25 protein-coding genes are annotated in these 25,077 nt (G+C 69.5%); 10 read left to right on the forward strand and 15 right to left on the reverse strand.

The annotated features are described in order from the left end of the window. Positions 1 to 121: 121 nt before the first annotated feature. On the reverse strand, positions 122 to 745 hold the full coding sequence (locus G1H10_RS04600) for a dienelactone hydrolase family protein (RefSeq protein WP_163733420.1): 624 nt from the start codon (positions 743 to 745) through the stop codon (positions 122 to 124). A gap of 133 nt (positions 746 to 878) precedes the next feature. On the opposite strand from G1H10_RS04600, the gene G1H10_RS04605 reads away from it, so the two are divergent. Both G1H10_RS04605 and G1H10_RS04610 read left to right on the forward strand, forming a co-directional pair. Further along, positions 879 to 1,904, forward strand: a complete 1,026-nt coding sequence (locus G1H10_RS04605; protein WP_163734367.1) for an NAD-dependent epimerase/dehydratase family protein — start codon at positions 879 to 881, stop codon at positions 1,902 to 1,904. A 17-nt stretch (positions 1,905 to 1,921) separates the two neighbouring features. Continuing rightward, on the forward strand, positions 1,922 to 2,332 hold the full coding sequence (locus tag G1H10_RS04610; RefSeq protein ID WP_163733423.1) for a DUF2267 domain-containing protein: 411 nt from the start codon (positions 1,922 to 1,924) through the stop codon (positions 2,330 to 2,332). Positions 2,333 to 2,586: 254 nt separating this feature from the next. Here G1H10_RS04610 and G1H10_RS04615 read toward each other — a convergent pair whose 3' ends face one another. From G1H10_RS04615 to G1H10_RS32275, 10 genes are all read right to left on the reverse strand, one after another. Further along, complete coding sequence (locus G1H10_RS04615; protein ID WP_163733426.1) at positions 2,587 to 3,363, reverse strand: ABC transporter permease; 777 nt, start codon at positions 3,361 to 3,363, stop codon at positions 2,587 to 2,589. Beyond that, complete coding sequence (locus tag G1H10_RS04620) at positions 3,360 to 4,418, reverse strand: ATP-binding cassette domain-containing protein (protein ID WP_163733429.1); 1,059 nt, start codon at positions 4,416 to 4,418, stop codon at positions 3,360 to 3,362. Before G1H10_RS04620 ends, G1H10_RS04615 begins: the two co-directional genes overlap by 4 nt. 211 nt (positions 4,419 to 4,629) lie before the next feature. Further along, positions 4,630 to 5,307 (reverse strand): PadR family transcriptional regulator, encoded by a 678-nt coding sequence (locus G1H10_RS04625; protein ID WP_163733432.1) that lies wholly within the window; start codon positions 5,305 to 5,307, stop codon positions 4,630 to 4,632. A 106-nt stretch (positions 5,308 to 5,413) separates the two neighbouring features. Next, positions 5,414 to 6,124, reverse strand: coding sequence for a glycerophosphodiester phosphodiesterase (locus G1H10_RS04630; RefSeq protein WP_216852902.1), 711 nt, complete (start codon positions 6,122 to 6,124; stop codon positions 5,414 to 5,416). Between the two features lie 681 nt (positions 6,125 to 6,805). After that, on the reverse strand, positions 6,806 to 7,009 hold the full coding sequence (locus G1H10_RS04635; protein ID WP_163733435.1) for a cold-shock protein: 204 nt from the start codon (positions 7,007 to 7,009) through the stop codon (positions 6,806 to 6,808). 284 nt (positions 7,010 to 7,293) lie between these two features. Continuing rightward, on the reverse strand, positions 7,294 to 7,974 hold the full coding sequence (locus G1H10_RS04640; protein WP_163733438.1) for a uracil-DNA glycosylase: 681 nt from the start codon (positions 7,972 to 7,974) through the stop codon (positions 7,294 to 7,296). A gap of 81 nt (positions 7,975 to 8,055) precedes the next feature. Beyond that, positions 8,056 to 9,351 (reverse strand): MFS transporter, encoded by a 1,296-nt coding sequence (locus tag G1H10_RS04645; protein ID WP_216852903.1) that lies wholly within the window; start codon positions 9,349 to 9,351, stop codon positions 8,056 to 8,058. Between the two features lie 201 nt (positions 9,352 to 9,552). After that, positions 9,553 to 10,374: an MTAP family purine nucleoside phosphorylase gene (locus G1H10_RS04650; protein ID WP_163734375.1), complete on the reverse strand. Its 822-nt coding sequence runs from the start codon at positions 10,372 to 10,374 to the stop codon at positions 9,553 to 9,555. An 80-nt stretch (positions 10,375 to 10,454) separates the two neighbouring features. Beyond that, the gene (locus G1H10_RS32270) at positions 10,455 to 11,156 is read right to left on the reverse strand and encodes a glycosyltransferase family 2 protein (RefSeq protein WP_163734380.1); all 702 of its coding nucleotides are present in this window, start codon (positions 11,154 to 11,156) and stop codon (positions 10,455 to 10,457) included. Continuing rightward, the gene (locus G1H10_RS32275; RefSeq protein ID WP_216852906.1) at positions 11,156 to 11,953 is read right to left on the reverse strand and encodes a TIGR04282 family arsenosugar biosynthesis glycosyltransferase; all 798 of its coding nucleotides are present in this window, start codon (positions 11,951 to 11,953) and stop codon (positions 11,156 to 11,158) included. Before G1H10_RS32275 ends, G1H10_RS32270 begins: the two co-directional genes overlap by 1 nt. Before the next feature lie 147 nt (positions 11,954 to 12,100). Between G1H10_RS32275 and G1H10_RS04665 the strand changes: the two genes are divergently transcribed. From G1H10_RS04665 to G1H10_RS04685, 5 genes are all read left to right on the forward strand, one after another. Next, positions 12,101 to 12,796: a response regulator gene (locus G1H10_RS04665; RefSeq protein WP_163733441.1), complete on the forward strand. Its 696-nt coding sequence runs from the start codon at positions 12,101 to 12,103 to the stop codon at positions 12,794 to 12,796. Further along, positions 12,793 to 14,022, forward strand: a complete 1,230-nt coding sequence (locus G1H10_RS04670; RefSeq protein WP_163733444.1) for a sensor histidine kinase — start codon at positions 12,793 to 12,795, stop codon at positions 14,020 to 14,022. Before G1H10_RS04665 ends, G1H10_RS04670 begins: the two co-directional genes overlap by 4 nt. Positions 14,023 to 14,156: 134 nt before the next feature. Further along, positions 14,157 to 15,527, forward strand: coding sequence for a hypothetical protein (locus tag G1H10_RS04675; RefSeq protein WP_163733447.1), 1,371 nt, complete (start codon positions 14,157 to 14,159; stop codon positions 15,525 to 15,527). 112 nt (positions 15,528 to 15,639) lie between these two features. Continuing rightward, positions 15,640 to 16,704, forward strand: coding sequence for an NAD-dependent epimerase/dehydratase family protein (locus tag G1H10_RS04680; RefSeq protein WP_163733450.1), 1,065 nt, complete (start codon positions 15,640 to 15,642; stop codon positions 16,702 to 16,704). 160 nt (positions 16,705 to 16,864) lie between these two features. Further along, on the forward strand, positions 16,865 to 17,482 hold the full coding sequence (locus G1H10_RS04685; RefSeq protein WP_163734383.1) for a DUF47 domain-containing protein: 618 nt from the start codon (positions 16,865 to 16,867) through the stop codon (positions 17,480 to 17,482). On the opposite strand, the gene G1H10_RS04690 is transcribed toward G1H10_RS04685, so the two are convergent. From G1H10_RS04690 to G1H10_RS04705, 4 genes are all read right to left on the reverse strand, one after another. After that, the gene (locus G1H10_RS04690) at positions 17,469 to 18,539 is read right to left on the reverse strand and encodes a CYTH domain-containing protein (RefSeq protein WP_163733452.1); all 1,071 of its coding nucleotides are present in this window, start codon (positions 18,537 to 18,539) and stop codon (positions 17,469 to 17,471) included. The genes G1H10_RS04685 and G1H10_RS04690 overlap by 14 nt on opposite strands. After that, complete coding sequence (locus tag G1H10_RS04695; RefSeq protein ID WP_246219179.1) at positions 18,536 to 20,614, reverse strand: RNA degradosome polyphosphate kinase; 2,079 nt, start codon at positions 20,612 to 20,614, stop codon at positions 18,536 to 18,538. Before G1H10_RS04695 ends, G1H10_RS04690 begins: the two co-directional genes overlap by 4 nt. Before the next feature lie 122 nt (positions 20,615 to 20,736). Next, a complete protein-coding gene (gene mshD / locus G1H10_RS04700) occupies positions 20,737 to 21,696 on the reverse strand; it encodes a mycothiol synthase (protein WP_163733458.1) in 960 nt (319 codons plus the stop codon). Between the two features lie 63 nt (positions 21,697 to 21,759). Then, positions 21,760 to 22,581, reverse strand: a complete 822-nt coding sequence (locus G1H10_RS04705) for a winged helix-turn-helix transcriptional regulator (protein WP_163733461.1) — start codon at positions 22,579 to 22,581, stop codon at positions 21,760 to 21,762. Between the two features lie 166 nt (positions 22,582 to 22,747). Between G1H10_RS04705 and G1H10_RS04710 the strand changes: the two genes are divergently transcribed. The 3 genes from G1H10_RS04710 to G1H10_RS04720 all read left to right on the forward strand — a co-directional run bounded on the left by G1H10_RS04710 (position 22,748) and on the right by G1H10_RS04720 (position 24,820). Continuing rightward, a complete protein-coding gene (locus G1H10_RS04710) occupies positions 22,748 to 23,023 on the forward strand; it encodes a MoaD/ThiS family protein (protein ID WP_216852908.1) in 276 nt (91 codons plus the stop codon). Positions 23,024 to 23,144: 121 nt separating this feature from the next. Then, entirely contained in the window at positions 23,145 to 24,047 is a 903-nt protein-coding gene (locus G1H10_RS04715) for a hypothetical protein (protein ID WP_163733464.1), read from the forward strand. Positions 24,048 to 24,403: 356 nt separating this feature from the next. Further along, complete coding sequence (locus G1H10_RS04720) at positions 24,404 to 24,820, forward strand: TlpA family protein disulfide reductase (RefSeq protein ID WP_163734389.1); 417 nt, start codon at positions 24,404 to 24,406, stop codon at positions 24,818 to 24,820. Positions 24,821 to 25,077 lie beyond the last annotated feature (257 nt).

Below are 25,077 nucleotides of genomic sequence, written 5' to 3' on the forward strand. Positions count from 1 at the left end.
ACCACGCACGCCGTTCTCCCACACCTAGTTTTGATCTTCGACAATCAAAAACCTAGGCCGGAAAGAACGGCGTGCGCTGCTATGACACGCTCAACCCACCCACGGATAAGTCAGAAGAGCCTCATTTAGGTACGTGGTGTTCGAACCAGTCGCCGGCGAGCCGGGAGACTTCTTCTAGGGCTCCGGGTTCCTCGAACAGATGGGTGGCGCCGGGGATCACGGACAGATCCCGCTCGGTCTGCAGCTGCTCGAGAGCGTCCCGGTTGAGCGCGAGCACCGTCGTATCCAGTCCGCCGACGATCAGCAGCGTGGGAGCACGGACCTGCGCCAGGGCGTCCTGCGCCAGGTCGGGCCTGCCGCCGCGGGAGACCACCGCGTACACCCGCTCGGGGTCACTCTGCGCGGCCGCCGACAGCGCGGCAGCGGCGCCGGTGCTCGCGCCGAACAGCCCCAGCGGGAGGTGTTCTGTGCTCGGGTCGTGGGCCAGCCAGTCGCTTGCCACCAGCAGCCGCTCGGTGAGCAGCCCGATGTCGAATCGCAGATGCCGGGTGGTCGCCTCAAGCTGCTCTTCGGCCTCGGTCAGCAGATCGGTCAGCATGGTCGCCAATCCGCGTTCGTTCAGCGCGGCCGCGACCGCCTGGTTGCGCGGGCTGTGCCGGCCGCTTCCGCTGCCGTGCGCGAAGAGCACCACGCCTCGGGCGTCGTCAGGGATCGTCAGGTCACCGGGCGAGCTTCCCCGCCCCATGACATCTACCTCGAAGGACCTCACGACAAGGCGGCTACCCAGCCCGCTCGGGCGCAAACACGGGGCCGTGCTCGTCCGCCGGGGGAAGCGGACGCGAGGTTTCGCCTCCGGCTGGCTGGGTAGCGGCCGGGACATGCGCGTACTACTCACCGGGGCGACCGGCAACGTCGGAACGAGTCTCATCGAAGCGCTGGCTGCGGATGCCGGCGTGGAGGAGATCGTCGCCGTCGCGCGTCGTGCCCCCGAAGACTGGGCACCGGACAAGGTGCGCTTCGTCCCGATGGATGTGCGCTCCGACGGGCTCGTCGAGCTCTGCCGTGGGATGGATGCGGTGGTCCACCTGGCGTGGGCCTTTCAGCCGACCCACGGGCCGGTGAAGACGTGGGACGTCAACGTCGTCGGGAGCATCAACGTGTTCGAGGCGGCGGCAGCGGCCGGTGTCGACGCCGTGGTGTACGCGTCGTCGGTGGGGGCGTACTCGCCCGCACCTGGCCGGCAGGTGGACGAGTCATGGCCGACCCACAGCATTCCCACCGCCGCGTATGGGCGCGAGAAGGCCTACCTGGAGCGGTACCTCGACGCGTTCGAGCTCAAGAAACCCGGAATCCGGGTCGCGCGGATGCGGCCGTGTTTCATCTTCAAACGGGAGTCGGGCAGCGAACAGCGCCGGATCTTCGGCGGGCCGTTGCTGCCGAGAGCGCTGATGCGGCGAGGGCGGCTGCCGGTGATACCGCTGCCCGCAGGCCTGCGGTTCCAGGCATTGCATGCGGCGGACGCGGCGGACGCGTATCGCCGGGCGATCACGGGGGACGCCCGGGGTGCGTACAACGTGGCCGCGGACCCGGTCATCGATGCGGCGGAGCTCGCGGACCTGCTGGGTGCGCGGGCGGTCACGGTTCCGGCCGTCGCGGCGCGGATGGCCGTCGGGGGAGCGTGGCGGCTGCGGCTGGCCCGGGCGGACGACGCGCTCCTGAATCTGATGCTCCAGCTGCCCACGCTGGACGCCGGACGGATCCGGCGTGAGCTCGGATGGGAACCACGGCACTCGGGCCGCGAGGCGCTGCGCGAGATGCTCGACGGGCTCGCCGACGGCGCGGGCGGACCGACCGAACCGTTGCATCCCGACCATCCCCGGCGGATGGCAGCCACCTCAACGTGAGAACGGGAGTGACGACCATGCAGCATGATGAGTTCATCGGCCATGTTCAGCACCGGGCGCAGCTGTCGTCGCGCGGCGACGCGGAACGGGCGACCCGCGCGACACTGGAGACGCTGGGTGAACGTGTGACCGGCGGGCTGGCGACCAATCTGGCGGCGCAGTTGCCGGAGGAGATCGGCGAACATCTCCGGAGGACCGTCCCGTTCGGCGCCGACGACGCTCCGGGCGAGCGATTCGAGGCGGACGAGTTCATCCGCCGGGTGGCGGCGCGGTCCACGACGGACGAACCCCAGGCCGCCTATCTGGCCAGGGTCGTCTTCGAGGTCACCGATGAGGCGACGCAAGGATCGGTGACCTCGAAGGTCGCGGAGACCCTGCCGGACGACATCCGGAGTCTGATCACCGCCGGAAGCTCCGGCCACGCCTAAGCAGCCGCACTGAACGTGAGCGTCGGCGGATGGATCCCTCCAGGGCTTGGCCGGGCATCGGCGTGGGAGGAGCCCCGCGACGACCTCGCCGCCTAGGCGGGTCATGCCACTCCGGCGGCGAGAGGGGGCCGAAGGCCTCCACGAGCCGCCGGAAGACAACAGACGGCGCGCGGAAGCGATCAGCGCTCGTGGCATGACCCGACAACGACATGTGATGGCGGGGAGGGATCCATCCATCGACGTGGTGGCGTGCGTCAGGCGCTGCGCTGGTAGGCGCGGAAGGCCCGGCTGGCCAGCCAGCCCATGACGACGGCGACGCCGACGAGTAGGGCCGTCTGCCCGGCGACGACGCTCCAGTCGGTGTCGCCGTGCAACGCCTCCCGGCTCGCCGTCGCCGCCCAGTCCACCGGGTTGAACGACGCGACCGTGTCCACCCAGTCCGGCACCAGCTGCGGCGCCATCAGCACCGACGACAGGAAGGTGAGCGGCAGGGCGAGGAACATGGACATGCCGATCAGCGACTCCTGGGATCGGACCAGCAGCGCCATCGCGCAGGACAACGCGGCGAAGAAGATCGCGAGCAGGGTCGCCGCGGCCAGCACCACCAGCACGCCGGCGAGCCCGCCGTCGTACCGGGCACCCATCAACAGGCCGACACCGAAGATGATCAGCGACTGCGCGACGGTCACCACCGTCTGGTAGGCGAGTATGCCGTTGACCAGCGCACCACGGCTGAGCGGTGAGGTGAGGTTGCGGTCCATCACCCCGCGGTTCATGTCGTCGATGAAGCTCGTGCCGGCCCAGTTCGCGGTCATGATCGCATTCATGACGATGACGCCGGGCGTCAGGTAGGTGATGTAGGAGACGTCACCGAAGCCGGGGATATCCGTCACCCGCTGGAACAACTGGCTGAACAGCAGCAGCCAGACCATCGGCTGGATCAGGGTGAAGGCGAGGTAGACCGGCTCCCGGCGGAGGATCCGCAGCGAACGGCCGGTCAGATACAGCGAGTGCGTCATGATCGTGCTCATCGGGCGGCCTCCGCGAACTCCGGGCGGTCGGTGGCGGAGCCGGCCGCGCGCTCGGCGGCACGGAACGAACGTCCGGCGTGCCGGAGGTAGACGTCGTCCAGGGACGGCCGGGCGACGGTCACCGAGGTGAGTCCGATGCCATCACTGTCTAGGGCAGCCAGGACCCGGGGCAGGGTGGCCGCCCCGTCGCCGACGCGGGCCAGCAGGGTCGCGTCGTCGACGCTGACCTGGCGGACGCCGTCGGCGGATCCGACCGCCGCCCGGGCCCGGTCGCGCGCGGTGGGATCGGCGAGCTGAACCTCGATGGTGTCGCCGTCGAGCGTCCCCTTGAGCTGCTCCGGGCTCCCGGAGGCGACCACCCGGCCCCGATCGACGATGACCAGCTGGTCGGCGAGGTTGTCGGCCTCTTCCATGTAGTGGGTGGTGAGGAGGACGGTCAGCCCTTCGGTTGCGGTGAGGCCGGAGATCTCCGCCCACATCTCCGCCCGTGCCTCCGGATCCAGGCCGGTGGTGGGCTCGTCCAGGAAGAGCACCTGCGGGCGGTGGATCAACGCGAGGGCGACGTCGAGCTTGCGCTGCATGCCACCGGACCAGGTCTTGCTCACCCGGTCCGCGGCCTCGGTGAGGCCGAACCTGGTCAGTAGCGCGTCGGAGCGCTGCCTGATCTCGTGGGCGGGGAGGCCGTGGATCCGGCCCTGCAAGGTGAGGTTCTCCCGGCCGGTGGCGGTGGGGTCGAAGCATGGCTTCTGCGGGACATAGCCGATGGCGCACCGGACCGCGGCTCCCTCCCGGGCGACGTCGTGACCGGCCACGGTGGCCGTGCCGGAATCCGCGGCGGCGAGCGTGGTCAGGATCTTCGTCGTGGTCGATTTGCCGGCGCCGTTCGGTCCGAGCAGGCCGAAGACGGTGCCGGCGGGCACGGAGAAGGTGACACCGTCGAGCGCCCGCACGGCGGCATCGCCCTTCCCGTAGGTCTTGGTCAGCTCGACGGCCTGGATGGCGGCACCGGATCCGGTGGGTGGCGGCGCCGTGTGACTCTTGTCGAATGTGGGCATGGATCCTCTCCTGGTGTGTGCGGCCGGTGACGGCCGGACGGGGAGGAGCCGAGGCCCGGATCTGCGTGACCTATCCTGAGGAGTGCAGGTCCATGAGGCAGGTCTGGCAGAGCGGGATCGGTCTCCTGGGATGACGGCGGCCCTTTGCGGTGGTGTTGGCGCACCCCGCGAGGGGCCGTTTTGTGTTCCCGGCGGCTGTTCGCCGCCGTGGTCACTGTTCATCGAGCCACGGATACTCCTCGGCGAACTCGTCGCGGATTCTGGCATCGACCTCGTCCATGGACAGGCCGGTCGAACGGAGCTCGTGGATGCGGCGCCAGATCTGAACGCCCGGGAAGGCGCCGGACTTCAGCTCGTCCAGCAGCTCGTCCACGAACTCGATCTCCGCGGTCTGCAGGGCAAGCTCGTATTCGTGCTCGATCGAGAACAGCCTCGGCAGGCCCAACTCCGATGCCTGACGAAGCATGCGGCGGCCGACTTCGTGTTGCCGGCGCAGCTGGTCCAGGCGGCGCTCGAGTAGAGCGATCGCCTGGTCGACCCCGAGCGCGGGCATGAGCGACAGGCCGGCTTCGAACTGGGGGAATTCCTTGGCCGGTGTGCTGAGCAGCTCGCTGAGCCAGTCCACCATGACGTCCCGGCCTTCATCGGTGACCGCGTAGACGGTCCGCTCGGGCCGCTTGCCCTCCCGGGTGGTCTGCTGCACCTCGATCAGCCCGCGCTTGAGCAATGACTCGATGACCGAATACAGCGAGCCGTAGTTGAGCTTGATGCTCTCCTGCTTGCTGCGCTCCTTGAGGGTGCTGGACATCTCGTACGGGTGCATGGGCCGCTCGACCAGGAGCGTCAGGACGGCCAACGCCAGAGGGTTGTTCAGCCGTCGCGCTGCCATTGCTCGCTCCCGAGTGCTCTGAGTCAATTACTCGACTTCGAGTATTCGATGCTGAGCAACGATTGTCAAGTGGGGCGAGCTGGTCCGGAGCGGTAGGTGTGACCGGTCAGCGGTTGGTGTGCAGCGACTGCAGCAGCTCCAGGTCCTTGCCGGTGACCCCGGTCACGCCCAGGCGTCGTGCGTCGGCGAGATCCTCGGCCGTGTCGACCGGCCAGGTGATGACGTGCTCGACGCGGCGTCGCAGCTCCGTCACGATCTCCGGGGTCAGCAACGTGCGATGGACCGAGCAGCCGAATACGCGCCGCTGGTTCGGCCACGCCGGCTGGCCCTTGTGGACGAGTTCGCGCAGCCGCTCGACCATCGGCCAGCTGCCCGCGGAGAGCACGGTCCGGATGTGCGGAAGATCGGCGAACGCCTTGAACATCCACCAATGCGGTGTGCACACCGTGACCGGCACGCCAGGGGCGTGTTCGCGCAGCGCGGCGGCGACGGCAGGAGCCAGGCCCGGCCGGAAGCCTTTCAGGTCCAGCATCAGCCGGTGTGCGTCCTCGGGAAGCGACTCGAGCACCTCGGACAGCGTCGGTACCTCCAACGCATCCCGGCGGATCAGCTCCCCTGGCTCCCAGAGGAGTCTGGGGCCGAGTGTCTTGGTGTGCCGGACCTCCGGAGTGCCTTTGAACAGCCGGACATCCGCTTCGACCAGGTCGACTCGCGCATCCAGCGCGGCCCGGAGTGTGTCCACGTCGTTCGCCGCCCGGTGGGCGATCGTCAGCAACGCTCCGCCGCTGTGACTCTTCGGTTCATTATGCCAGGTCATGACGTTGATCGGCTCCTCTTCCAGTGCCGTCTGCGTTCATTATCACCCCGCGGATGACCGCAGCAAAGACCACCGGCGCACGCAGGTGTCGCCGCTGTGTCGGGCGGCCACACGACGGCGAGCCCAACGAGGGTCAACGGTTGGGGATCGAGGGAGTGAATGATCAAGATCGGCAAAGTCGATGGGCAACTCCGCCCCTATGGCGGGTGCCGCGGAAGAGGCGACCCGGGCCCGGGTATTACGCGCCGGTAGTTTATAGAAGCGGTCTCACTAGGCTCTCGGCAACATCACGATAAGGCTCTTGTGGCACTGCCGGGATTTCATCTGAAGCGTTGCGGTGGAAAGCGAACGCATTCCTCCGGAATGTTGCACGAGCAACGCCGTCGGGAGGAAGATTTTCGGTACCGTCCCGGAATGTCTTCATTTGCGTAACAGAATAGTATCGGTTAGGAAACGGTGTCCGAATGCCGATACGAGGCCTGCTGACGGCCATTTCCGGCTGTCCCGGAGGGGTCTGCGGCCGGTCCGGTCTGTACACGTGTGCGAGCACACCAGGGCCCCCTGCTGCCGAAGGGGGCCCTGGGTCGAGTGCTGGCGCCGGAAGCCCTGAGCGGGCTGGCTGTGTCGGTTATCCGAGCAGGCCAGCGCGGTGAACAACCGGCATGGAACCAGGCCAGTACGTCAGATCGGGCGAACCTGATCGGCCTGCGGCCCCTTCGGGCCCTGGGTGATCTCGAACTCCACCCGCTGGTTCTCATCCAACGTGCGGTAGCCGTCGATCTGGATGGCCGAGTAGTGCACGAAGACGTCGGCGTCGCCGTTGTCCTGCGCAATGAAGCCGAAGCCCTTCTCGGCGTTGAACCACTTGACGGTTCCCTGTGCCATGTGCTTTGTCCTCCTAGGGGACGGTGTGTTGGAGCCGCACCTTGCGACTCCGGCTGCTGCTGCCGTCTCCCGCTACCGTGCTAGGCACAGAGAAGCGAAAAACGCCCGCTATAACAATCCACGGGCTCATCAAGGACGTACGAGGAACTGTTACTGCAACCGCGGAAACAGTACCACCTTGTGCCCGCGACCCGCAGCATACGATGTTCGCTCTATTTGTCAAAGGGCCCTTCCGAACCGTGAGCATCTGCGCCGGTGAGTATGCCCGGCGTTAGCCGATCAGGTTAGGGTAGTTTCCAGTCGACCGGTTCCACTCCGAGCTCACTCAAGAGGCGATTAGCGCGGCTAAAGGGGCGGGAGCCGAAGAAGCCGTTGTGCGCCGACATCGGGCTGGGATGCGCCGACTCAACGAGTGGTGTGTTACCGAGCAGCGGCGCCAGATTGCGGGCGTCGCGCCCCCAGAGAATGGCGACGAAAGGCCTTTCCCGAGCGGCCAGTGCCCGGATCGCCTGTTCGGTCACCGTCTCCCAGCCCTTGCCCCGGTGCGACGCCGGACGGCGTGGAGCGACCGTCAACGCCCGGTTGAGCAACAGCACGCCGTTGTCGGCCCATCGGGACAGGTCGCCGGTGCTCGGAGTCGGGAGGCCGAGGTCGTTGCTGTACTCGGTGAAGATGTTGACCAGGCTCGGCGGCAGCGGACGAACATCCGGCGCCACCGAGAAGCTCAAACCGACAGCGTGGCCCGGAGTCGGATACGGATCCTGTCCCACGATGAGTACCCGCACGTCGTCGAACGGGGTGCCGAAGGCTCGCAGGATGTTCTCGCCCGCGGGGAGATAGGAACGACCGGCGGCGATCTCCTGTCGAAGGAACTCGCCCATGGCCGTGACCTGCCCCGCTACCGGCTCCAGGGCCTGTGCCCAGCCCGGATCCATCAACTCGTGCAGCGGTCGTGCGTCGCTCATGCCCACACACTAGTGCGGCCGAGCGGTTGTGATACGGCGAGGGGCGAGACGCGCGAAGGCTACCCTGGGCGGCGCCTCGGCTCATCCGTGCATCCGGTGCACGGCTTCGAGTACCGGCGGCTTGACGACCAGTGCCGCCAGCGCGATGGCCACCGGGATGGCCGCCGTCACCACCAGCACGTCGGAATACGATCCGGTCCAGTCATGCGCGGTGGCGTAGATCAGCGGGCCGAACGCGGTGGAGCCCACCGACACCGAGACCACGATCCCGCGGATGGAGCCCAGATGTGCGGTGCCGAAGTAGCGCGGGAAGGTGGCCGCCTCCAGCACCCGCATCGAGCCGCCCGCAGCACCGAGGAGTGCACCGAAGGCTACCGCCGTCAGGCCGGGGGTGACGTAGGCGCCGAGGACCAACCCGCCGGTCAGCAGCGCCATGGCGGCGAGGATCAGCCAGCGTGGGTGCGCTCGGTCGACCAGTGCGCCGGTGGCCAATGTGGCCAGCAGCATGGCGATCGTCTGCCAGAGGAAGTTCCCGGCGGCCTCGCCGGGCGTCAGGCCGCGCTCGCCGAGCAGGCTGATCTGGTGAAAGTTGACGGCCGTGGAGAGCAGGCCGCAGGCCGCGACGCCGGCGGTCACCACCCAGAAATACGGCGACCGCACCGTGTGAGCGAGCGTCGCGCCCCACTCGACGTGTGCCCGATCGCCGTCCTCGGGTTTGCGCGCACCATCGGGGATCTGACCGAGTTGAGCGGGCCGGTCTCGCATGCCGAGCAGAGCGATCGGGATCACCACCAGCCAGATGGCGACACCCTCCACCAGCCACGCGGTGCGCCAGCTATGACTGGCGATGAACCCCTCCATCACCAGCGGTGTCATCGAGATGCCGATGGCACCGACTGCGGAGACGATGCCGGTGGCGAAGCCACGCTTCTTGGCGAACCACAGGGCGGTCGCGGTGGTCGCGGTCAGCCCCAGTGCTCCTTGCCCGGCCATGCGGATCCCGGCGAATCCGGCGGTCAGCCCCACGATCTCGGTGACGGCCGACAGCGCGATCAACACCGCGCCGAACACGGCGCCGATGACCGCCATGGTGCGCCGCACACCGAACCGGTCCAGTGCCCGGCCGACCCACGGCATGGCTACCGCCCCGCAGAGCGTGCCGATCAGATAAGCCGTGGAGATCGCGGACCGGGAGACGCCGAGGTCCGCGATCATCGGATCGATGAAGACCGACACCGCCGCGGTCTGGCCGGGGCCGGTAGCCGCCAGCGCGATGGTCGAGTAGACCACGATGTGCCAGCCGTAGAAGCTGTCCGGCTTGCGGTACGAGGAAGGGCGATATGACGACGGGCGGGACAGGGTCGAGTGCGCGGACAACCTGCTGCTTCCTGATCGCGTGCTGCGGACGAGACACCGGTTCACACCGCGTTGTGCGAACGGGCTACCGGAACCCCCGATGCGGAGGTGGTGGGGAACCGATACCCATGTTACGCCATCGTTATGAACGCGAGCGCGGTCGCGTGCGCCAGGGGCGCGGCGCCCGCGCCATGTCCAGCCGACCGGTCGCCCCTGTTGAGATCACCGGCGAGCCAGCGCAGGGATGGCGGATAACAGCAGCTCACGCACCCGATCCAGGTTCGCTTCGAAAACCCTGAAGACCGTCTCCTGAGTGACCGGTTCCACCTCCGGGGCCTCGTCCAGACCGGCGTCGTAGTCGGTGACGAGTGCAATGCCCGCGAACGGGATACCGGCCTCGCGAGCCAGTGCGGCCTCCGGGTACTGGGTCATGTTCACCACATGCCAGCCGGCGGCGCGGTGCCACTGGGATTCCGCGCGGGTGGAGAACCGGGGACCGTTGGTCACCACCACGGTGCCGCCGTCGTGCGCGGTGACACCGGCCGCGGCCGCCGCGTCGAGCAGGATGGCCCGCAGCTTCGCGTCGTACGGCTCGGCCAGCGGCGCGTGCCGGGGCCCCTCGTCGAACTGGTCGTAGAACGTGTCCGCCCGCCCGGAGGTGCGGTCGACGAACTGGTCGACGACGACGAAGTCGCCGGGCTTGATCTCCGGGCGCAACGATCCCGCCGCGAACGGTGACACCAGCGCGCGCACACCGAGCTGCCGCATCGCATCCACGTTGGCGCGATAGTTCACCCGGTGCGGCGGATGCCGATGATCGGGGCCGTGCCGGGGGAGGAACGCGACCCGCACGTCGTCATCGGCGCTGACATGGTCGTCTCCGGAGGTCGCGAGGCCGGCCCTGCCGATCGGCACGCGTCCGATGGTGATCGGGCCGGACGGAGCACCCCAGGCCGTCGAGACCTCGACGCTACGGGCGTCCTCCAGAAACGTGTAGAAGCCGGAGCCCCCGAACACGCCGACATCCGCGACCGGTCCGGCCACTCCGGCCACTCCGGCCGCTCCGGCTCGTCCGGCCGGCGCGGTCTCACCCTCGTGGTCGCCGCTCACCTGAGTCTCCTCGTTCACGCGGTACCTCCTCGCCAGATGCCGCCCGGGCGACCTCGCTGCGCCGCCGCCCGGGCCCGGCGCAGCTGCGTGCGCATGTCCACGATGGCGCGTAGCGTGCCGCGGACCGTACCGGTGACCTTACTCCGGCCGACCCTGCGCCGATAACGGACCGGAACCTCCTGGACGCGCCAGCCGGCCTGGCCGGCGCGGAGTACCATCTCCAGCGGCCACCCGGACCGGCGATCCCGCAGGCCGAGCGCGAGCAGAGCGTCCCGGCGCGCGGCGCGCATCGGGCCGATATCGCTGACCGTGACCCCGCACGTGCGCTCGACCTGCCGGGCGAGGTAGCGGTTGGCGAGCAGGCTGTGCGTGGCGAGAGCGCCGTCGTCGTCCGGGACGCGTGCGCCCAGGACGAGATCGGCGGCGCCGGAGAGCACCGGGTCCGCCACGCGGGGCAGTTCGGCCGGGTCGAGTGAGGCGTCGCAGTCCATGAAGCACACCACGGGTGCGGTCGCGGCGACCAGCCCGGCGTAACACGCAGCCCCGAAACCTCGTTGCGGTTCGTGCGCCACCGCTGCACCGTGTGCGGTCGCGACCTCGGCGGAGCCGTCGTCCGAGCCGTTGTCCACGACGATCGCCCGGTATCCGGCAGGCATCCGCGCCAGCACCCATGGGATGGCGGTCCGCTCGTTCAGGACAGGAAGTACGACGTCGATCACCGCGACTCCTCGCTCCGGCCGCCGACGGCCTCGACCGCCGGCGTAGCCCCGGTTGCCGCGGTTGCCGCCGTTGCCGCGGTGGTCCCGGTCGCTGCGGCGGCGTCGGCCGCTGCGACGGCCGACGCGGTCCGCGAACCGGGGATGATCCGCGCGAGCGCACGTGCGTCGTCGATGTCGTCGAGATCGCGCAACGTGGGCAGGTCGACCACGCGGAGGCCGAGCGCGGACAACTGATCGCGTTGCCGGCGGCCGGTGTCCGGCCGGCTCATCGGAACCCCGCGGAACGCCTCGGGATGCGGACGCCGCAAGGCGAGCGCCCACCACCCGCCGTCCTCGGCCGGCCCGAGCGCGGCGTCGGTACCGCCGCCCGCCTGCCCGCCGGGACCGGCGTCGTCCAGGACCAGGGCAAGCGAATCCTCGAGCAGCTCGGGCGTCACCTGCGGGGTGTCCATGCCGATCTGCACGCCGGGAGCACCGGCATGCGTCCAGGCGGCCGTGAGCCGGTCATTGAGCGACCCGGAGACCTGAGCGATCACCTCGAAACCGGACGGCAGCCACGGCCCCGGCGGCCCATCCAACGCGATGATCTTGCGCGCCGCCCCGCAACCGGCGACCGCCTCCAGGGTGTCGGCGAGCGCCGCGGTTGCGATCGCCGCGGCCTGGTCGGGCCCGAACTCCGGGCTCAGCCGGGTCTTCGCCCGGCCCGGCTCGGGTGCCTTGGCCACCACGAGGATGTGCTCGGCGTGTCCGCCGTGCGGCGAGCCGGCTCGCATCCGCCTGGGGTTCAGCGACATGCCGTGAGAGTAGCCACGGGATGGTCGGGGCAATCATTACGAAGCGCGAAAGTCTGTGCTGCCGAGGCGACGCGGCGTGCGGCGATGCGTCATCGTTGTAGCCATGGACGTCGGTAAACCACCCTCCCCACCGGTGGAAGATCTACGATGAGCGCCGAGTCCGGCTCGCGCGTACTGGTCATCGACGACGACCCCGCACTGGCCGATGTGGTCGGACGCTACCTGCGCCGGGACGGATTCGACGTCGCGTTCGCCACGGACGGCGTCGACGGTCTGAAGCAGGCGCTGGCGACGCTGCCCGACCTGGTGGTGCTCGATCTGATGCTGCCCGGCATGGACGGCCTCGAAGTCTGCCGGCGGCTGCGTCAGGTGGCGCCGATCCCGATCGTGATGCTGACCGCGCTGGGGGAGGAGAGCGACCGGATCGCCGGGCTGGAGATCGGGGCGGACGACTACGTCACCAAGCCGTTCTCGCCCCGGGAACTGGCCGCGCGGGTCCGCGCCGTGCTGCGTCGGTCCGCGGGTGGGGTACGGGCCACCTCCGCGGAGACACTCTCCGGGGGCGGCGTGGAGATCGACGTCGTCGGGCATCAGGCTCGTCGCCACGGTCACGAGGTGCAACTGACCGCGAAGGAGTTCGACCTGCTGGTGCATTTCCTGGCCAACCCGGGCCGGGCGTTCCGCCGGGAGGAATTGTTGGAGGAGGTCTGGGGGTGGCGGTTCGGCGACGTCTCCACCGTGACGGTCCACGTGCGCCGGCTGCGGGAGAAGGTGGAGGACGACCCGTCCGAGCCGAAGCACCTGCTGACCGTCCGCGGCGTCGGATACAGGTTCGAGCCATGACCCGTCGACGATGGCCGACCATCGGGCTGATCACGCTGCTCGGGCTCGCCGCGGCGGGGATCGCGGCGTGGGTCAACGGTGTACCCGCGGACGAGGCGGCGATCCTCCTCGGCACGGCGCTGCTCGGGTCGGGCGCTGCCGGTGTGGTCGGCGCGATGATGGCGCGGCTCTTCCGCGGCCGCCCCATCCACGCTCAGGTTCTGGTGGTGGCGCTGGCGGCGGTGCTGGTCACGGTCGCCGGGGTGGTGGCGGCGGCGCTGGCGATGTTCATCTCCGCCCACGACCTGACCGCGCTGTTCATCGTCTTCCTGGTGGCGGCCGCGGTGGCGATCGGCGCGGCGGTGCAGCTGGGCGACGATATCGACGCCGGTGCCCGTCAGGTGGGCGACTTCGCCCGAACCATGGTGGGTACCGACGGCGCGGTGGTGACCGGGCACGCCCCATATGTGACCGGTCCGGGCGAGCTGACGGCCCTGGCCGAGGAACTGGCGCGTGTCTCCCGGCGGCTCGAGGAGTCGCAGCGCAGGGAGCGTGCGTTGGACGCGTCGCGGCGGGAGCTGATCGCATGGGTCTCGCATGACCTGCGCGCCCCGCTGGCGACGATCCGCGCCATGGCGGAGGCACTCGACGACGACGTGGTCGAGGACTACGCCGCCGTCGCCCGCTACCACCGCCAGATCCGGAACGACGCCGAGCGGCTGACCGGGTTGGTCGATGACCTCTTCGAGCTCTCCCGGATCAACAGCGGCGTGATGCGGCTCGGTGAGGAGCGGGTGGGTCTGGCCGACGCGGTCGCGGACGCTCTCGCGGGTGCCAGCACGCACGCCGAGGTGGAGGGCGTCGAACTGGTCGAGCGGCTGGGCCGGCTACCGGCGGTCGAGGTCTCCGCCCGCGAGTTCTGCCGCGCGCTGGACAACCTCCTGGACAACGCGATCCGGCACACGCCGGAGGGCGGCCGGGTGGTGGTGGAGGCCGCGAGCGTCGACGGTCACGCCGTGCTGAAGGTCTCGGACGAATGCGGCGGGATCCCGGAGCCGGACCTGCCGCGCGTCTTCGACGTCGCGTTCCGCGGGGACAACGCGCGCGGCCGGAACGACGGCGGCGGCGGTCTGGGCCTGGCGATCGCCCGTGGCCTGGTCGAGGCGCACGCCGGTTCGGTCTCGGTGGCGAACCACCCGACCGGCTGCGTATTCACCATCCGGCTGCCGGACGGTTCGGATCGGTGACCTCGCCGCCCTCGCGCGACCGACGCCCGGACGTTGGGATGCGAGTTCAGGGCGCCATAGCGCCCGAAGGCCGCATCCCATCGCGAAGGCCCGAACTGGGCCGGCGCACCGTCGTCGCGCTCGTGGTGTGGGCCGTGCTCTTGATCGGTGTCCGGATCTGGGGTCTGCACATCGTCGCGACCCGCGAGGCGGACCTGAAACTGCGGGCGATTCCCCTGTTCGGGCGGTGGGCCTGGGATCTGACCTGGTGGTTGTTGGTTCCGGTGCTGGTCGGCGCGCTCCTCATCGCCGTGCTGCCACGGATCTCGTCCTTCCGGCCGTGGCCGGCCGTGCTGGCGTCGACGGCCGCCGCGGGAGTGGCGTTCAGCCTTGCCCTTGCCCTGGCGCAGACGCACCCGGAGGTCTGGACGAACATCGACCTCTCGTACGCGCGGCACATCGGCTTCATCGAGACGCAGGGCGTCGGCGGCTTCCTCGGCGACTACACCGAGCGTGCTCCGACCTATCCGGTCCACCTCCAGGGCCATCCACCCGGCCTGGTGCTGCTGTTCTGGGCGGCGGCACAGGCGGGCGTGGCCGGCGTCGGCTTCCAGAATGCGCTCGCGATGCTGGGGGTGGCGGCCGCGGCGGTGGCCGTGCTGGCGGTGGTGCGCGACCTCGCCGGCGAGCGCCCGGCGCGGTCCGCGGCGCCGTTTCTGGTGATCGCGCCGGCCGCCGTCTGGCACACCAACGCCGACGTGATCTTCGGCGGGTTCGGCCTCGCCGGTGTCGCATGCCTGATCCTGGCGACCGATCCGGCGACGAGCCGTGGCCGCCGAGCGGTTCTGACCGGAGCCGGCGGCCTGCTCTTCGGAGCTGCGCTGCTGCTGAGCTTCGGGCTGGCGCTGCTGGTGGTGCCGATCCTGCTGGTGGCCGGGTGGCGGAGTAGAGAGCGGGCGCGCGGCGCGGACGGGTATGAGGGCGAAGCGGGGCGTGGGGCGTGGCGGGACCCGTGGTGGCCGGTGCTGGCCGGCGGGGCCGTGGCGGCCGCTGTGGTGCTGGCCCCGCTGGCCGGCGGCTACTGGTGGCTGGAAGGTCTGCAGGTGACACGCGAGCGGTACTACGCCGGGGTGGCGAGTGCGCGCGGTTACTGGTATTTCCTGGTGGCGAACCTGGCCGTGTTCGCGCTGGCGCTGGGGCCCGCCATCGCCGTCGCTTTGTCTCGGCTCTGGCATCGCCGGCGCCGGGACTACCGGGTCTGGCTGGTGGTCGGTTCCGGCCTGGCCGCCGTCGCCCTGGCGGACCTCTCCGGGATGTCGTCGGGCGAGACGGAGCGGATCTGGCAGCCGTTCATGCCGCTGGTGCTCGCCGCCGGTTGCGCCCTTCGGGACCGTGCGCCCCGCAGGTCGAGCGCCGGGGGTGAGGAACCGCGGGACGTTGCGCGGTGGGGAGGAGCGCGGGCCTGGCTGACGGTGCAACTCGCGGTGGCCGTGCTGCTGGTGGCCGCGCTGAAGGTGCCATGGTGAACGTGTCGTGGCGAAGGTGCCTCGTGACCCGGACCACGATCGTGATCATCGACGTGGTTCCGGTCACGATCGGCCCAACCGTTGACGATCGTGGGAATGGAGGGAGGCGCCGATGCGGGTGCTGGTGACCGGCGGGGCCGGGTTCATCGGGAGCCATGTCGTAGAGCAGCTGGTCGGGCAGGGAGCCGACGTCGTCGTTCTGGACTCGCTCGCCGCGCACGACGACGTCCCGGACTACCTGCCGCCGGGTGTGGATCTCCGGGTCGCGGACCTGACGGACGAGGCGGCGGTCCAGCGCGCGGTCGACGGGGTCGACGCGGTCTGCCACCAGGCGGCCCGGGTGGGACTCGGTGTGGACCTCGAGGACATCACGGCCTACGTCGACGACAACGACGGCGGCACGGCGACGCTGCTCCGGGCGCTGTGGCGACGCTCCTTCCGCGGCCGGCTGGTGGTCGCCTCCTCCATGGTCGTCTACGGAGAGGGCCGCTACCGGTGCCCGGAGCATGGCGACGTCCGTGCGGAACCCCGGCATGTGGAGGACCTGCGAGCCGGCCGGTTCGATCCCCGGTGTGGCCGCTGCGGCAGCCTGCTCGACTGGGCCACCGTCTGTGAGGATGCCCCGCTCGACCCGCGCAACGTCTATGCGGCCACCAAGGTGCATACCGAGCACCTCGCCGCCGTGTACGGGCGCGAGGCCGGAGCCGCCGTCTGCGCCCTGCGCTACCACAACGTCTACGGCCCCCGGATGCCGCGGGACACCCCCTACGCCGGGGTGGCCAGCATATTCCGCAGCGCATACGAGACCGGGCAGGCGCCGCGCGTCTTCGAGGACGGCGGGCAGATGCGCGATTTCGTGCACGTGCGGGATGTCGCCCGGGCCAACCTTCTGGCACTCGACTCCGGTTGGGCCGGCTCGTGCAACATCGCCAGCGGGCAGCCGCACAGCATCCTCGACATGGCCCGCGCCCTACGGAACGGGATGGCAGGGCTGGTGCGCGGGCAGCCGTCCGGACCGGTGCGCGTGCCGGCTCCGGTGGTGACCGGCGAGTTTCGGTTGGGTGATGTCCGTCACGTGGTGGCATCGCCTGATCTTGCCGCCGACGTGCTCGGTTTCCGTGCGCAGGTAGGCTTCACCGAGGGAATGGCGGCCTTCGCTGGTGAACCGCTGCGCTAGTGTTCACCTCGACGCTCTAGCATGCGACCATCGGGCGGCGGAGCTTCGCGCTCCGACACCCGGCCGCTGAGAGGACGACGAAGTCCTCCAGTCTGTGGGAGCCTTATATCGATCTGCTCCTAGTCCAGGTGACCGCACAGTGAGGGAGAAACTCGTGCGATTGCGCATGCGCCTCTCACAGGGTGACAGCGTCTACTATGACCTCTTCACCGCCGCCGCCCAGAACGTGCGGAACGGGGTGGGCGTGTTGTCGGAGGCGCTGGTTCCGGACGCCGATCGCGCGGCGCTGGTTCCTGTGCTGAAGGACATCGAGCACACCGGCGACGAACACACGCACGACATCGTCCGCCGGGTGAACTCGGGGCTGAAGCCACCGTTCCACCGCGATGACATCTACCGGCTCGCGGGCGCACTGGACGACGTGCTCGACGATGTCGAGGCGGCGTTGGATCTGATGGTGCTGTACCGGATCCGGGAGCTTCCGAACGGTATCGCGGCCATGATCGACGTGCTCGACCGCGCGGCCGATCTGACCGCGGAGGCGATGCCGCGGCTGCGGGCGGCGAATGAGCTGACCAAGTACTGGATCGAGATCAACCGCCTGGAGAACGAGGCGGACCAGACTTACCGGCGGCTGCTCGCCAGGATCTTCTCCGGCGAGTACGACGCGCTCACGGTGCACAAGCTCAAGGACGTGATCGAGACCCTGGAATCCGCGGTCGACGGTTTCGAACGGGTCGCCAACGTGGTGGAGCAGATCGCGCTCAAACAGTCGTGAGGTGACGCTCCGCCCTGGCGGCGGAGACCAGCGCCTCGTGCAGGGCGAGGTACCGGGCCGAATCGAGCAGCTCCGGGATCGAACGCGCCGGATCGGTGCCGTGCCGGCGGGCCGCCAGCGCATCGGTGAGCCAGGTCAGCTCGCCGCGGAGCATCTCCGCCTGATCCGCGCCCACGAGTTCGTGGAGTCCGCCGGTCCGGTTGTGCACCTCGTCGCGCAGGCGGGTTGCGGCCGTGCGGAGCCCGTCGCCCCGCGGCCCGTCGTCGTCCCGCGGCCCGTCGTCGTCGACGCGCTCCGCCGACGCCGCGCCGGCTCGCCGATAGGACAGGTCGGCGGCGCGCAGCCCGCGCACGCCGGGCGCGAGCCAGCTCTCGGGATGCGGCGCGGATGCCTCCGCCGTCGGCGGCGGGACCTCCGGCGGACCGGATGCCGCCGGACCGAGCGCGCGTACCACCTTGGCGACGAACTCGCCGCTGACGGCGCCGGCGCCGACGAGCGCGTCGGCCACCGCCGGCACCACCTCGCCACCCGCATGCGCACGGCGGAGCTCCAATTCGCGGAATCGTGCCGTGACGGTCTCGTCCGTGCCCACCACGTGCACCGTGTCGTCCACCACCTCGGCGACCGCGCGATCGGCGTGGTCCCGCAGCTCCCAGGTGCGGCGATGGGTGCGCAAGGTGGAGACACCGACGACCTCGGACGTGCGCACGATCACCCGGACGATGCCGATCAACTTCTCCGGTGGGCGGTCCTGCGCTGCGGACAGCGGCAGCCGGAGCTCGTCCCGCACGCCGGCGACCGACGTGTCCGCGGGGAGCTTCAGGTGCCACCCTTCGTCGTCGCCGCGTCGCCGCCGCAGCGTGATGCCTTCCCTGGCCAACCGCAGATCAGCCGTGTCGAAGTATGCGGACTCCAGATCGACCGCACCGCGATCCAGCACCTCCGCGACGCCGTCCACCTGCCGGAGGTCGGGGAACCGGAACAGGCCATGGACACGGAACTTCTGCTCGATCTCGCGCTCGACGCGGGGCTGTAACGCGGGCTCGGCGGAGTTCACGTAGTGGTCTTCCGACGTCGTTTACGCTCGATCAGTTCGTGCTGCAGATCGGTCAAGGGTGCACCATCGGCGTCGAGGTGGTGCCGCTGCCACGAGCCGTCCGGGCAGAGCTGCCACCGGGACGTCTGCGGGTCGAGCGCGAGATCGAACATCGCCTCCAGCTCACGGTGGTGCTCGGGACGTCTGAGCTGGACCATCGCCTCCACCCGCCGGTCGAGGTTGCGGTGCATCAGGTCGGCCGAGCCGATCCAGTACTCCGGATCCCCGCCGTTCTCGAAGGCGAGGACGCGAGAGTGTTCCAGGAAGCGACCGAGGACGCTGACCACCCGGATGTTCTCCGACAGCCCCGGCACGCCGGCGCGCAGGCTGCAGATACCGCGGATCCACACGTCCACCGGCACCCCCGCCTGGGACGCCTCATAAAGCGCGTCGATGGTCGCCTCGTCCACCAGAGAGTTCAGTTTGAACCGGATCTGGGCGGGCCGTCCTGCGGCGTGGTGCTCGATCTCGCGGTGGATGCGCTCGATGATCCCGGATCGCAGCGCGTGCGGGGCCACCAGCAGCCGCTGGTAGTCCGACTCGATCGAGTAGCCGGAGAGGGTGTTGAACAGCTGGTTGACGTCCTCGGCGACGTCGGTCTCGGCGGTGAGCAGGCCGAGATCCTCGTAGAGCCGGGCGGTTTTCGGGTGGTAGTTGCCGGTTCCGATGTGGGTGTATCGGCGGATTCCGGTGCTCTCGTCCCGGACGACCAGGCACAGCTTGCAGTGTGTCTTCAGCCCCACCAGACCGTAGACGACGTGCACGCCGGCCTGCTCCAGTTTGCGCGCCCAGGTGATGTTCGCCTGCTCGTCGAACCGGGCCTTGATCTCGACGAGCGCCAGCACCTGTTTGCCGGCTTCGGCCGCGTCGACCAGGGCGTCCACGATCGGCGAGTCACCGCTGGTGCGATACAGGGTCTGCTTGATGGCCAGCACTCGCGGGTCGGCCGCCGCCTGCTCGATGAATCGCTGCACGCTGGTGGAGAACGAGTCGTACGGGTGGTGGACCAGCACGTCGCCTTTGGAGATGGCGGCGAACATGTCGGCCGGCGCCGCGGACTCGACGTCGGGGAGGTCCCGGTGGGTGGCCGGCAGGAACGGCCGGTACTTCAGTTCCGCGCGGTCCAGGTCGGCGATGCCGCTCAGACCGGTCAGATCCAGCGGCCCGGGCAGCGAGAACGTCTCGTGGTGGCTGACCCCGAGCTCGCGCTGGAGCAGATCGAGCACATGCGGATCGACCGTCTCCTCCACCTCCAACCGGACGGCGGGCCCGAACCGGCGGCGCATCAGTTCGCGCTCCATCGCGGTGAGCAGGTTCTCGGCGTCGTCCTCCTCGACCTCGACGTCCTCGTTGCGGGTGACCCGGAACGTGTGGTGCTGCTGGATCTCCATCCCGGGGAAGAGCAAGGACAGGTGCGCGGCGATGACGTCCTCCAACGGGACGAAACGCTGCTCGGCGACGGGGAGGAAACGCGGGAAGTTCGGCGGGACCTTCACCCGGGCGAAGTGTTCGGTGCCGTTGCGCGGGTTGCGGACCATCACGGCGAGGTTGAGAGATAACCCCGATATGTACGGGAACGGGTGGGCCGGGTCCACGGCCAGCGGTGTCAGCACCGGGAAGATCCGCTCGCGGAACAGTGTGCGCAACTCCAGATGCTCGGAGTCGGCGAGATCGTCCCACCGGACCAGCTCGATGTCCTCCTTGTGCAGCGCCGGGAGGACGTCGTCCCGGAAGCACCGGGTCTGCCGGGTCATGAGCTCGCGGGAGCGTTCCAGCGTCCGCTCGAGCACCTCCCGCGGGAGCAGCCCGCTGACGGCGGGTACGGCGACGCCGGCGGCGATGCGCCGTTTCAGGCCCGCGACCCGCACCATGTAGAACTCGTCGAGGTTGCTGGAGAAGATCGACAAGAACCGAGTCCGCTCCAGCAGCGGCACGTCGGAGTCCTCCGCGAGCTCGAGGACGCGAGTGTTGAACGCCAGCCAGGACAGCTCGCGATCGAGATACCGATCCTCTCCGGAGTTCTGTTCACCGGCCATACGCCCCATGGTGTCACGGAGATGTGAACTCCGGGTAGCTCACAGGTGCAGGCTCAGCGGCGCCGGAAGACACCCATGATCATGAACGTTTGCCGTGCTATGTGAACGGTAAGTGTTCATGATCATGGGGACCGGCGGTAGGCGACGTCGATGGCGTGGCGGGTGAAGCCCAGCCGCTCGTACACCTTGAGCGCCGCGGCGTTGGCACCCTCGACGTAGAGCATGATCTCCCGCACACCTGGCTGGGCCGCCAGATGGTTCAGGCCCACCGCGGTCAGGTGGGTGCCGAGCCCGTCGGCGGAGCGGGGTCTCGGTATGCCCAGGTGAGCCCAGAGCCGCTCGCCCTGCGCGTGCGGCGCCACACCAAGGACGTACACCTCGCCGACGGCCGAACCGTCCTGCCGGTGGATCTTGGTCCAATGGAAGCCGAGCACCTCGTCGTCCGGGCCGACGGCGAGGAAGAATCCGTCGGGATCGAACCAGGGCTCCGCCTCCGCCGCGCGGATGTCGTCCAGCGTCTGCGCGCCCTGCTCCGGGTGCCAGGCGAAGGCCGCCGCATTGACCGCGACCCAGGCCTGCTCGTCCTGCCCGGGTACGAAGGGGCGGACCCGCACGCCGGGCGGCGGCTGTGTCTCGGGCACCGGCGCTGCGGCGCTGCGGCGCAATTGAAGGAGCTCCCGGGCGCGTTCCAGACCGGCGCGCGCGGCGAGTCGTCGTGCGGCCGGGTGGTCGCCGTGCGACCACAGCCAGAGCTCCCCCGGCACCGCCTCGAGCAACTCGTTCAACAGCGCAGTGCCGTATCCCTGGCCGCGCCGGTCCGGGTCGACGAGCAGCTCGGCGGCGCGCCGGGTCCCTTGCCGTGCAGCGAAGGCGGCACCGACCAGCTCGTCGGCCTCGCCGGTCAGCGTCACGACGACGTCGGCCGCTCCCGACGTGGCGCTGCGCTCGAGATCCTCGGCGAACGGCGGCCTGCCGTCGGTGCGCCGGGCACGTTCGGCGAGGGCGCCCAGCTGCTCGATCTGCCGGGTGCTCAGAGCCGGGACGCGAGAGATCCGCACGCTGGGGTCGATAGAGGCGTTCACACCGGCATCATCGCCGATGCGTCCCGTGCCCGCGATGTCCGGGCACCGGGCGGCGTGCGGACGTCAGGCGTCGATGCGAACGGCGTCGAGTGAGCTCGGCGCTTCGGCGCGAGCGTTGACGCCCTGTGAACGAGCGTCGACGCCCTGTGAATGGGTGTCGTCGGGCAGCTCCACGGGAGGCGTCGTCGTGGTGGTGGTCTGCCGGGAGCCACGCTGCTGCGGTGGTACGAAGCGGTAGCCGACGTTACGCACGGTGCCGATCAGCGCCTCGTGCTCCGCACCGAGCTTGGCGCGCAGTCGCCGGACGTGCACATCGACGGTGCGCGTGCCGCCGAAGTAGTCGTATCCCCACACCTCCTGCAGCAGCTGCGCGCGGGTGAAGACCCGGCCCTGATGCTGCGCGAGGAACTTGAGCAGTTCGAATTCCTTGTACGTCAGCTCCAGCGTGCGCCGTCCCACCCGGGCGGTGTAGGTCGCCTCGTCGATGAGAAGGTCGCCGGATCGGATCTCGTGTGGCTCGTCACTGGTCGCCGCGGCCAGCTTGCCCTGTGCCAACCGGAGCCGAGCCTCCACCTCCGCCGGCCCGGCCGTGTCGAGCAGCACGTCGTCGATGCCCCATTCCGCGGTCACCGCCGCCAGGCCCCCTTCGGTGACGACCGCGAGCAGCGGAGCGTCGACGCCGGTGGTGCGGAGCAGCCGGGTCAGGCTCCGTGCCTGCGAGAGGTCACGGCGTGCATCGACGACGACCACGTCACCGGTGGGCGCGTCGACCAGCGCGGACCCCTCCGCGGGCATGACTCGAACATCGTGCAGCAGGAGCCCCAGCGCGGGGAGAACCTCTTCGGGTGGCTGATGTGCCGGGCTGAGCAGGACGATGGTTGCCATGTCGAGTTCTCCTTCGCCGCCGTCCCTATGAACGCGAAAGGGCCCGGGAGCGTCATCGCCCAGGCCCAACTTGCGGTTAAGAATAGCGGACAATGGTGAATCTGAGGAAACTCGGGTGAGTGTCGTGTGCCTACCCGGGTGAGTACATTGGAGTGATGGGGTTCGTGTGGCAGGGGTTGACATGGCCAAGGTGACGCTGCGCTACTGGGCCGCGCTGCGGGCGGCGGCGGGTGTGAGCGAAGAGTCGTTCGACGCGACGACCTTGGCCGAAGCGCTGCAGGCCGCTCGATCGGCACACGGCGAGAACTCGCGGTTCGGCTCGGTGCTGAGCATCTGTGCCGTGGTGGTGGACGAGACTCCGGCGGGGAGCGCCGATCCGGCGCACGTGGCGCTGCGTGACGGTGCGGTCATCGAGCTGTTACCACCCTATGCTGGCGGTTGACTCAACCGATCGGGCATGGACATGTGGCCGGCATCACGTCGGGCTCGCCAGTGATCGGACTGTTGCCGAGTTGTTGCCGAACCGGCCGATGGCGCGGGCGCGGGTCTGTAAGTATTGACGGGTGCCTTCCTCCCGATTCTCTATGGTGACCGCTGCCTTGGCGGGCGTGCTGGCCTTGGCCTCGGCCTCGGGTGCGTGGTTGCTGGCCGGGGGGATCGCGATCGTCCAGGTGGTGTTCGCGCTGGGTGCCATCCGCTCGTCCGGGGTCGCCTCCGCGCGTCCGGCGGCCTGGCTCGGACTGGTGGTCGGTGCCGGTGCACTCGGCTGGACCCTCGTTGACGAGACGTCCACCCTGACGCCGGTGGCCGCCATCCTGGGACCGGCCGTGCTGGCCGCCTTCATCACCCAGCTGCTGCGCCGGGACGGGCGTCCGCGGTTGAACGCCGCGTTGAGCCTGACCGTCGTGTCCTGCGTGTTGACCGTTCTGCCGGTGATGTGGCTGTCGCTGCGGGCGACGTCCGAAGGGGTGCATGTCGTCGGGCTGGCGCTGCTGGGGGTCGGTGCGGTCGGTGTCACCGAGGCCCTGCCGATATCCCGCGCCGTGCGGAGGGTGCTCGGTGTCCTGGTCGCCAGCATCGCGGCGGCCGTGCTCGTCGTCGCCGTGGAGGGGATCGACGACGCCGTCCCGGCAGTGAGCGCGGTGGTTCTGGCCGCGTTCGCAGGGGTGATGGCGGCGGTCGCCTACGCGATCGAGGATCGGCTGGCCGGCGAGGCCGGTGCCGTTCCTGATCACGTGTTGGTGACCGTGCCGGAGCGGACCCCGGCCACAGGGGGCGGTGCCGATGAGACGGCCACGCTCGGGGACCCGGCGGCCGGATCGCCGGCCGGATCGCCGGCCGGATCGGGTGAGCCGGTCACTGAGTCGCGGGTCCGCCAGGAGGCGCTGGTCCCGCTGCGCATCGCGGCGCCGTTCATCGCCGCCGCACCGGCTGCCTACGTGCTCGGCCAGCTGCTCGTCGGCTGAATCCCGGGCGCTCGATGGCGGGGTCGGACAACTGCCCGGTGGGTTGAACAGTCAGCCGCGCAAGGTTACCGGCGGACGGTTGTCATGTGTTCCGGCCCGCCCGCCGCGCTGCCTTCCAGGTCCGCATGTCACCGTGTGTGCCGCGTGTCACCGGGTGTGCCGCGTGTCACCGGGTGTACCGCGAAAGCCCCGGGCTAAGCGCCAACGCGATACGCACGGTGACATGCGGCACGCACGGTGACATGCAGGAGGCAGACGGGTGTGACGTGAACGCATCAAGGCGAGAGTGATCAGCAGGTGTGATCCGATCCAGCGGTAGCGGAACAATGGAGCCGGGTTGTGCTGTTGTGGTTGCTGTGATCGGTGTCCTCGTCGTTGTCGTCGTGCTGGTACTGGCCACGGGTTTCGGCCTGTGGTGGAAACGGCGCGACGGAAGGGTGCGTGCCATGCCGGACGCGGCTGCTGAGGGTTTGATGATCGGCTGGGACGAGCTCGGGCAGGAGCCCGGCCGGCGAGCCACGCTCGTCCAGTTCTCCTCTGCGTTCTGCCAGCCGTGCCGGGCCACTCGCGGAGTTCTGGCGCACGTCGCCGGCAACGCCGACGGTGTGGCGCACATCGAGGTGGACGCCGAGTCGCGGCTCGATCTGGTCCGCCGGTTGGGCGTGTCCCGCACTCCGACGACGCTCATCGTCGACGCGCAGGGTCGCGTCGTGGGCCGCGCCACGGGTGTGCCGCGGCCGGCGGATGTGTATGGCGTGCTGGAAGCGATCTGAGACGCCGACGCGCGCTGCCGCGGACGTATCCCGCCATTCGGGCACCGATCGGACCGCGACGTGAGACAATAATCTCAACATTTGATACAGACCGTGACGCGGGCGGAATTGGGATTTAACCTCGTAGACGTGTTCCGCACAGAGCTGACTCGCAGGCGCGCCATCGACTATCGGCGCGTCTCCACCATGCTCTGTCGAATGTCCTGACGGGAACGGCCGTCGCCGTGCCATCTGCCGCGGTGCCGTAGCGCCTGTTC

Source organism: Phytoactinopolyspora halotolerans (assembly GCF_010550675.1).
Taxonomy (GTDB): Bacteria; Actinomycetota; Actinomycetes; order Jiangellales; family Jiangellaceae; genus Phytoactinopolyspora; species Phytoactinopolyspora halotolerans.

Excerpts from the sequence above, each read along its gene's own strand:
- G1H10_RS04600 (WP_163733420.1), bottom strand. The coding sequence starts at position 745 with ATGGGGCGGGGAAGCTCGCCCGGTGACCTGACGATCCCTGACGACGCC.
- G1H10_RS04605 (WP_163734367.1), top strand. The coding sequence starts at position 879 with ATGCGCGTACTACTCACCGGGGCGACCGGCAACGTCGGAACGAGTCTC.
- G1H10_RS04610 (WP_163733423.1), top strand. The coding sequence starts at position 1,922 with ATGCAGCATGATGAGTTCATCGGCCATGTTCAGCACCGGGCGCAGCTG.
- G1H10_RS04615 (WP_163733426.1), bottom strand. The coding sequence starts at position 3,363 with ATGAGCACGATCATGACGCACTCGCTGTATCTGACCGGCCGTTCGCTG.
- G1H10_RS04620 (WP_163733429.1), bottom strand. The coding sequence starts at position 4,418 with ATGCCCACATTCGACAAGAGTCACACGGCGCCGCCACCCACCGGATCC.
- G1H10_RS04625 (WP_163733432.1), bottom strand. The coding sequence starts at position 5,307 with ATGGCAGCGCGACGGCTGAACAACCCTCTGGCGTTGGCCGTCCTGACG.
- G1H10_RS04630 (WP_216852902.1), bottom strand. The coding sequence starts at position 6,124 with ATGACCTGGCATAATGAACCGAAGAGTCACAGCGGCGGAGCGTTGCTG.
- G1H10_RS04635 (WP_163733435.1), bottom strand. The coding sequence starts at position 7,009 with ATGGCACAGGGAACCGTCAAGTGGTTCAACGCCGAGAAGGGCTTCGGC.
- G1H10_RS04640 (WP_163733438.1), bottom strand. The coding sequence starts at position 7,974 with ATGAGCGACGCACGACCGCTGCACGAGTTGATGGATCCGGGCTGGGCA.
- G1H10_RS32275 (WP_216852906.1), bottom strand. The coding sequence starts at position 11,953 with ATGTCGCTGAACCCCAGGCGGATGCGAGCCGGCTCGCCGCACGGCGGA.
- G1H10_RS04665 (WP_163733441.1), top strand. The coding sequence starts at position 12,101 with ATGAGCGCCGAGTCCGGCTCGCGCGTACTGGTCATCGACGACGACCCC.
- G1H10_RS04670 (WP_163733444.1), top strand. The coding sequence starts at position 12,793 with ATGACCCGTCGACGATGGCCGACCATCGGGCTGATCACGCTGCTCGGG.
- G1H10_RS04680 (WP_163733450.1), top strand. The coding sequence starts at position 15,640 with ATGCGGGTGCTGGTGACCGGCGGGGCCGGGTTCATCGGGAGCCATGTC.
- G1H10_RS04695 (WP_246219179.1), bottom strand. The coding sequence starts at position 20,614 with ATGGCCGGTGAACAGAACTCCGGAGAGGATCGGTATCTCGATCGCGAG.
- G1H10_RS04705 (WP_163733461.1), bottom strand. The coding sequence starts at position 22,581 with ATGGCAACCATCGTCCTGCTCAGCCCGGCACATCAGCCACCCGAAGAG.